Genomic DNA, 7,300 nt, shown 5'->3' on the forward strand with positions numbered 1-7,300 from the left:
GAGAAACTGAGTTAATCAGTTTCTACAAGCAAAGCACGTTGGGCAAGCGAGCCAACAATATCAAGTATTGTAAAGAAAGAAACCAGTAAATGCGTTTTAACAAACGCATTTACTGGCTATTTCTCTAGGAATGATGTCCCAGACTCTTTGCAATCGTTCTACATTCATCTAACGATATCATTCTATTTATTTAAACTATCTTGAATTAAATGCAATTCTTTTTGTAATTGTGCTGTACGTGTCTCGATTTCATGAGTGAGATAGTCTATCTTCTCATTTCTCTTTAAATCTTTAGGTATATCAGATGGGTAAATAGGTTCTCCAAATTTAATTAGTGCCTGCCCTGTAATTAAACCGTGTAATTTTGTTGGTCCAACATACGCAGCTGGTAAAATAGGTGCTTTACCTAACATTGCAATCGTTGAGGCACCTCGTTTTAATGGCGCACCTTCAACAGAAGTACGATGTCCAGTTGGGAAAATACCTACTGTTTTATTGTCTTTTAATAAATTGACTGGTCTTTTTAGTGTACTTGGCCCTGGATTTTCGCGATCTACAGGAAACGCATTTAATGAAGTTAAAAATTGGCCAAACCATTTATTCTTAAATAATTCTTTCTTAGCCATATAATGAATTTCATTCGGTACTAAAGCCATTCCTAACATGATTACTTCATTATAACTTTCGTGTGTACATGTCACGACGAATTTATTATCTTTAGGAATATTCTCCTTACCGATCACATACAAAGATTTAGCCATTTTGACTAATATCAAATCTAATAGTTTACTGATAAATTGATACATTATGTCACCTGCTTATTGAAATATATACTTTATTGATTTTATCATTATCCTTATTTCTGAACAACTTTTCAAAAGATACATCTAAAGTCTGATGGTGGATTACTGGCATTATTTCATCAAAACTTTCATAATTAAATAAAGGGTTAATATTATAATGGAGGTTAAAAATGTCTGAATTTAATCAAGAAAATCAATCCAATCATAGCACCTATCAGCAACCTCAACCTGGAAAGCCAAAATTTCCGTGGTTTAAAACCGTTATTGTGGCATTAGTTGCTGGTATTATTGGTGCTTTACTTGTCTTGGGAGCTAGTAAAATAATGGGGTTAGTCGGAATCGATAACGGTGGCGCACAAGTTCAAGAAGCCAGTAATAGTAAAGGTGGTAATGTGCTTGACGGAAAAAGTGATAAATACAAATCCGTCAATGCAATGATAAAAGATGTTTCTCCTGCGATTGTTGGTGTCATCAACATGCAGAAAGCCAATGATTTAGAAGATTTTTTACAAGGTAAATCATCATCAAAATCAGAAGAAGCCGGTATAGGTTCAGGTGTAATCTACCAAATCGATAACGATTCTGCTTATATTGTGACAAATACACATGTTATAAGTGGTGCTTCTGAGATAAAAGTGCAACTTCATAGTGGTAAGCAAGTTGAGGCAAAATTAATCGGTAAAGATAGCGTTTCAGATATTGCAGTTTTAAAAATTGATAATACGAAAGGTATTAAATCAATTAAATTTGCAAATTCTTCTAAAGTACAAACTGGAGATAGCGTCTTTGCAATGGGTAATCCATTAGGTCTTGAATTTGCAAATTCAGTAACTTCAGGTATTATTTCAGCCAATGAGCGTACAATCGAATCTAATACGACTTCAGGTGGTACGAAAGTTAACGTCTTACAAACAGATGCTGCGATCAACCCTGGTAACTCTGGCGGTGCACTAGTGGATATTAATGGTAACTTAGTCGGCATCAATTCTATGAAAATAGCTGCCGAACAAGTAGAAGGTATTGGTTTTGCTATTCCAAGTAATGAAGTTAAGGTTACAATTGAACAACTTGTTAAACATGGTAAAATCGAACGTCCTTCTATCGGTATCGGTTTACTAAATTTAAGTGATATACCTGATTCATATAAAAAAGAATTAAATACAGATCGTGATGATGGAATTTATGTTGCAAAAGTAAGTGGTTCAAGTGAATTAAAAACAGGCGATATTATCACAAAAATAGATGACAAAAATGTTAAAGAAGATACAGATTTAAGAACATATCTATATCAAAATAAGAAGCCTGGCGAAACAGCAAAACTTACGGTGATTCGTGACGGTAAAACATTAAACGTCAATGTAAAACTTAAAAGTCAATCAGCCGCTACATCATCAAATCAATCATCAAATTCTGAGTCAGAATTTAGTGGCAATAGTCAGTTTATACAGTAGGAAGTAACATAATATATATATATCAGGCTAAGATAATGATAATAATATTATGTGATTATCTAGCCAATCCATAGTTACTGACTGATTTTGAGCAAACGCTATAAATAAAGGTTCTCAACTTTAGTCTCCCATGCGGGGGTGGAACAATAAATTCGTAAAGAATTTTGTTCCACCCCTATTTTCTTTTATCACATTGTTTATACCGTCGCTTTCGATTTTTGAGTTAAAAATAACGCTGGAATAACAAGAAGAATTAAAGTTATAACTGATACTAAAAATCCAGCGTGATAAGCAATGATATTATTCGCCATTGAAGAACCTAATCGATTTACTACAAGTGAAAGCACTGTTGCTATAAAGGCCGTTCCGAAACTTGAACCAACATTTTCAATCATATTAATACCAACACCAGCTTCAGCCAATTTATGCTCATCCATCCCCATATAGGCATCCGTAGTGAGACCTAAATTAATACCACCAACACTACAACCTCTTAAGAAGAGTATCAATGATAGAACAACTATGCTTGTATGTTCAGTTATAAATAATAAAGGTACTGAACCAAACATTGAGATAATAACACTGATAATAGCAACCCATTTAGCACCAAATTGATCAATAACTTTACCAATATAGGGTCTTGTAATAAGCATACCCAGACCTTGTGGTATCAGTGCTAGAGCAGCTTCAATTGGCGAAAACTGCTTAAAAGTCTGAAAGTATAATGGAATAATGACCATTGGCCCCATGATACCGATGTTAGAAAGAAAGAGACCTATGAATGATGCAGTGTAATTTCTTCTTTTGAATAGAGAAATAGGTAATATTGTATTATCATTCTTCATTTTGTTATAAACAAAATACAACATAATGAAAATACAACTTACAACTAAGAGAACCGTTGTCGTCGTATTGTAAAAATTATGATAGTCGCTCGCTTTCGTCAAACCATAAATCATAGAAATACTGATTAATCCTAATAAAATAACACCAATCATATCAATAGACTTCTCTTTATTTAAAGGCTTAAAGTTTGGTAAATATTTCATTTGTAAAAGAATCGCAACGATGACCACGATAACATTAATAAAAAACATCCAACGCCAAGACACAAAATGAATGATAACACCACCGATTACTGGTCCTAAAATAGGTCCAAAAATCATAGGTGTACTTACAATTGCCATTACTTTTCCAATATGGTCTTGACCTGTTGTCTTAATCAATAATGTAAACATTAACGTTGTAATAACGCCTGCAGACATACCTTGAATAATTCTAAATATAATAAAGCTCTCAACATTCCAACTGATACCAGCTAAAACTGATGTCATACCAAATAGTATCGAAGCAGAAATAAATACGTACTTTCCATTATATTGATTGACCAACCACCCTGCTATTGGAATAATTAACGCTAGTGCAAGAACATAACCTGTTATTCCCCACTGTACGATATCGAGCGTTGTACCAAATGTATGATTTAACTGTTTAATTGCTATATTAATCATTGTTGAATCTAACATAGGTGCTATAGCCCCTAATGCAATTGCCCAAGCAGCAATCATTATTTCTCTTGAAACTTGACGTTCATTAACTTTCGACATTAGAATCCTCCTGTATATTGTTTCCATGTCAACAAAATATACACCTTTTTTGTTTCCTTGTCAACAAAATATAAAAAAGAGCGGAATAAAATTCGCTACGAATTCATTATTCCACTCTAACAATTAAAGCGTACGTTGTTGCTGTTCTATAAGTTGGTCTAAATGGTCATTATATCTTTCTATAAACGTCATCATATTTTTAAATTCATCTTCAGTCATACTATCAAAAACCGTTTGATCTCTATCTTGAAATGTTTCATGTAGTTCAGCGTGAATGCGATAGACTTTCTCACCTTCATGAGTCAACTTAAAATAAATTTCCTTTTTATTATCTTCACTTTTAAAACTTTCAATTAATCCTTTTTGTTGCAATCGCTTAGTTAATTTACTAATAGCACCTCTCGTCATAAATAACTTATGCGCTAAATACCTTACATTAGGTTTCTGATATTCTTTGATCGCTTCAATACAATGGACTTCCGAAGGCTTATATCCTTTAAGCGCTTGTTCCATTTTATCTTTATTTAACCAACCTATTTTGTTAAATAAATCTCTAAAGCTATTCATTAATATTTCTTCTTTATTATTAGTCATTTCATCACTTCTTTATGTTCTTATAGTATATTCATTATAACTATATTTGAATAACATTTCATAAAATAAGGGCAAGTAGCATCATCGTAAATACCGTGCTACATTGCCCATTCACTTAAAATGCTTATTTATAATTAAGCATGAAATATTTTTTCTTACCACGACGAATAATTGTGAATTCATTATCAATTTTATCATCGTCACTTAATTCAAAGTCCACGTTTTGTTGTCTCTCACCATTAATATAAATCGCACCGTTATTAACATCTTCGCGTGCTTGACGTTTAGATGATGCAATTCCTGTTTCAATTAATGCGTCAATGATGTTTGTAGTTTCAGTTGATAATTCAACTTGTGGTACATCTTTGAAACCTTCTTTTAATTCTTTACCTGATAATGATTTTAAATCACCGCTAAATAACGCTTGAGAAATACGAATAGCATCATTTAATGCTTCTTTTCCGTGGATAAATTCTGTCACGCTTTCTGCTAATGCTTTTTGTGCTTCTCTTAAATGAGGTTGTTCATTTTTAGATTGTTCTAAACGATCAATTTCATCTTTATCTAGGAATGTAAAGTATTTTAGGAACTTAATGACATCATCATCTGATTGATTAATCCAAAATTGATAAAATTCGTATGGACTTGTTTTATCAGCATCTAACCAAACTGCACCTGATTCTGACTTACCAAATTTCTTACCATCCGATTTCGTCACTAATGGAATAGTTAAGCCATAAGCTTCAGTTTGACCATACATACGACGCATTAATTCAATACCACTTGTGATATTTCCCCATTGGTCAGAACCACCTACTTGCAGTTTACAATTTAATTCACGATTTAAATGGCCGAAATCAATTGCTTGTAGTATCGTATATGTGAACTCAGTGTATGAAATACCATTTTCAAGACGAGATTGTATTGAATCTTTACCTAACATATAGTTCACACCTACGTGCTTACCATAATCTCTTAAGAAATCGATTAATGAAATTTGATTTAACCAATCTTTATTATTAACGAGTACCGCACCTTTGTCAGAACCAAATTCAAATAATTTATGCATTTGATCACTAATACCTTTAACATTAGCTTCTACTTGGTCTTCAGTTTGTAACACACGCTCTTCAGATTTCCCAGATGGGTCACCAATCATACCTGTTCCACCACCAATTAATACAATTGGTTTATGACCATGTTCTTGGAAACGACGTAAAGTCATAAATGGTAATAAATGGCCGATATGTAAACTATCGGCTGTTGGATCAGCACCACAATATAATGAAATTTGTTCTTTATTTAACAGTTCTTCAATCGCTTTTTCATCAGTTTGTTGATAAATTAAGCCTCTCCATTGTAGTTCTTCAATTAATGCATTAGTCATAATGTATTCCTCCTATATATATATTGATTTTTTAATCATTGATGATTGACACTCTATTTAAGGTAAAATAAAAAGCACCCTTACACATACAACATGTAAGGGCGCTTGAGCACGTTACCACCATACTTAAATAGCGAATAGCTATTCACTTTATCAATGATACGTTCATTAATAAAACGTTGGATAATTTATAATAAGGTGTATTCATATAAGCGTAATTATTAGTTCACAGCAACCACTAACTCTCTGAAAATCACAAATATATTACTTGTCCTCATATCCAATAGATATTGAATTGTAATTAATTATAAGTATAAAAAATATAAAAGTCAAATAAGCGAATATGATATACTATACTTAAATTTTAGGAGGTTTAAGATGAAAAGGATGGCAACCAACACAAATAGAGACTCAAAGTTTAATACATTTGAAAAATCCTACAAAAAAGTAAAACATGTCATTGTAGGCTTATTTAGTGTTGGTTTATTGGTGAGTATGATTGGATTTATAGGAACAGTCATCTACTTTAATCACTTAACACATGAATCATCTCAAATAAGTGATCGTGAATTACAACAAAAAGTACTTCACTTTGCCGGTGATGATTTAATTAATCATAATAATTCTAATGTGTTAGAGGAATATGACAAATCCGAAAATTCTCTTATCGTTGGTCCAACACACGTTAATCCAAATGTTATCAAAGCACTAACCTCTTCAGAAGATACGATGTTCTTCAAACATAATGGTATTTTGCCGAAAGCGCTCGTACGTGCAATGATTCAAGATGTATTTGATCTTGATCAAAGTTCTGGTGGTAGTACAATAACCCAACAACTAGTTAAAAATCAGGTATTATCAAGTAAAAAAACATATAGTCGTAAAGCAAACGAACTTATATTGGCAATGCGTTTAGAAAAATTATTATCAAAGAATGAGATTATTTATACATATTTAAATATTGTACCTTTTGGTAGAGATTATGAAGGCAATAATATCACAGGTATCGCATCAGCGTCATACAGCTTATTTGGTATACCCCCGAAAGACTTAAACATTGCCCAATCTGCTTATCTTATTGGCTTATTACAGAGTCCTTATGTTTATACGCCTTATGAAGAAAATGGTGAATTAAAACCATATAAAGCGGTTAAAATTAGTGTCGATCGTCAACATTATGTGTTAAAGCGCATGCTCGTTGAAGGTGTGATTAACAAAGAAGAATATCGTCATGCCAAGCGATATCATATCTACCATCATTTATTAACCAATCCAGAATTAACAAATAATCAACCTGCATAATTTCATCTTAACTATAGAGTAGTTTTATTATATACATTTTATTTTCATACATTGCTCAATAAAAAAGAGTCTGGGACATAATTCCTAGAGAAATAGCCAGTAAATGAGTTTTAACAAATTCATTTACTGGCTTCTTTATTTACAATACTCCGTATT

6 protein-coding genes are annotated in these 7,300 nt (G+C 32.3%); 2 read left to right on the top strand and 4 right to left on the bottom strand.

Annotated elements, in window-relative coordinates:
• Positions 1–182 precede the first annotated feature (182 nt).
• Complete coding sequence (locus tag KA858_RS10515) at positions 183–806, bottom strand: lysophospholipid acyltransferase family protein (protein ID WP_075108654.1); 624 nt, start codon at positions 804–806, stop codon at positions 183–185.
• Between the two features lie 167 nt (positions 807–973).
• Here KA858_RS10515 and KA858_RS10520 point away from each other — a divergent pair, with 167 nt between their 5' ends.
• Positions 974–2,254: a S1C family serine protease gene (locus KA858_RS10520; RefSeq protein ID WP_210135652.1), complete on the top strand. Its 1,281-nt coding sequence runs from the start codon at positions 974–976 to the stop codon at positions 2,252–2,254.
• A 197-nt stretch (positions 2,255–2,451) separates the two neighbouring features.
• Here KA858_RS10520 and KA858_RS10525 read toward each other — a convergent pair whose 3' ends face one another.
• The 3 genes from KA858_RS10525 to tyrS all read right to left on the bottom strand — a co-directional run bounded on the left by KA858_RS10525 (position 2,452) and on the right by tyrS (position 5,842).
• Positions 2,452–3,861 carry a DHA2 family efflux MFS transporter permease subunit gene (locus KA858_RS10525; protein ID WP_210135653.1) on the bottom strand — a complete coding sequence of 470 codons (1,410 nt, stop codon included), beginning with the start codon at positions 3,859–3,861 and terminating at the stop codon, positions 2,452–2,454.
• A gap of 123 nt (positions 3,862–3,984) precedes the next feature.
• Positions 3,985–4,455: a MarR family winged helix-turn-helix transcriptional regulator gene (locus KA858_RS10530; RefSeq protein WP_193839215.1), complete on the bottom strand. Its 471-nt coding sequence runs from the start codon at positions 4,453–4,455 to the stop codon at positions 3,985–3,987.
• A 124-nt stretch (positions 4,456–4,579) separates the two neighbouring features.
• A complete protein-coding gene (gene tyrS, locus KA858_RS10535; RefSeq protein ID WP_070855688.1) occupies positions 4,580–5,842 on the bottom strand; it encodes a tyrosine--tRNA ligase in 1,263 nt (420 codons plus the stop codon).
• A gap of 387 nt (positions 5,843–6,229) precedes the next feature.
• Here tyrS and KA858_RS10540 point away from each other — a divergent pair, with 387 nt between their 5' ends.
• Positions 6,230–7,144 carry a transglycosylase domain-containing protein gene (locus tag KA858_RS10540; protein ID WP_210135654.1) on the top strand — a complete coding sequence of 305 codons (915 nt, stop codon included), beginning with the start codon at positions 6,230–6,232 and terminating at the stop codon, positions 7,142–7,144.
• Positions 7,145–7,300 lie beyond the last annotated feature (156 nt).

It is taken from the genome of Staphylococcus sp. GDX8P80P (assembly GCF_017893095.1).
In the GTDB taxonomy this organism is placed as follows: domain Bacteria; phylum Bacillota; class Bacilli; order Staphylococcales; family Staphylococcaceae; genus Staphylococcus; species Staphylococcus borealis.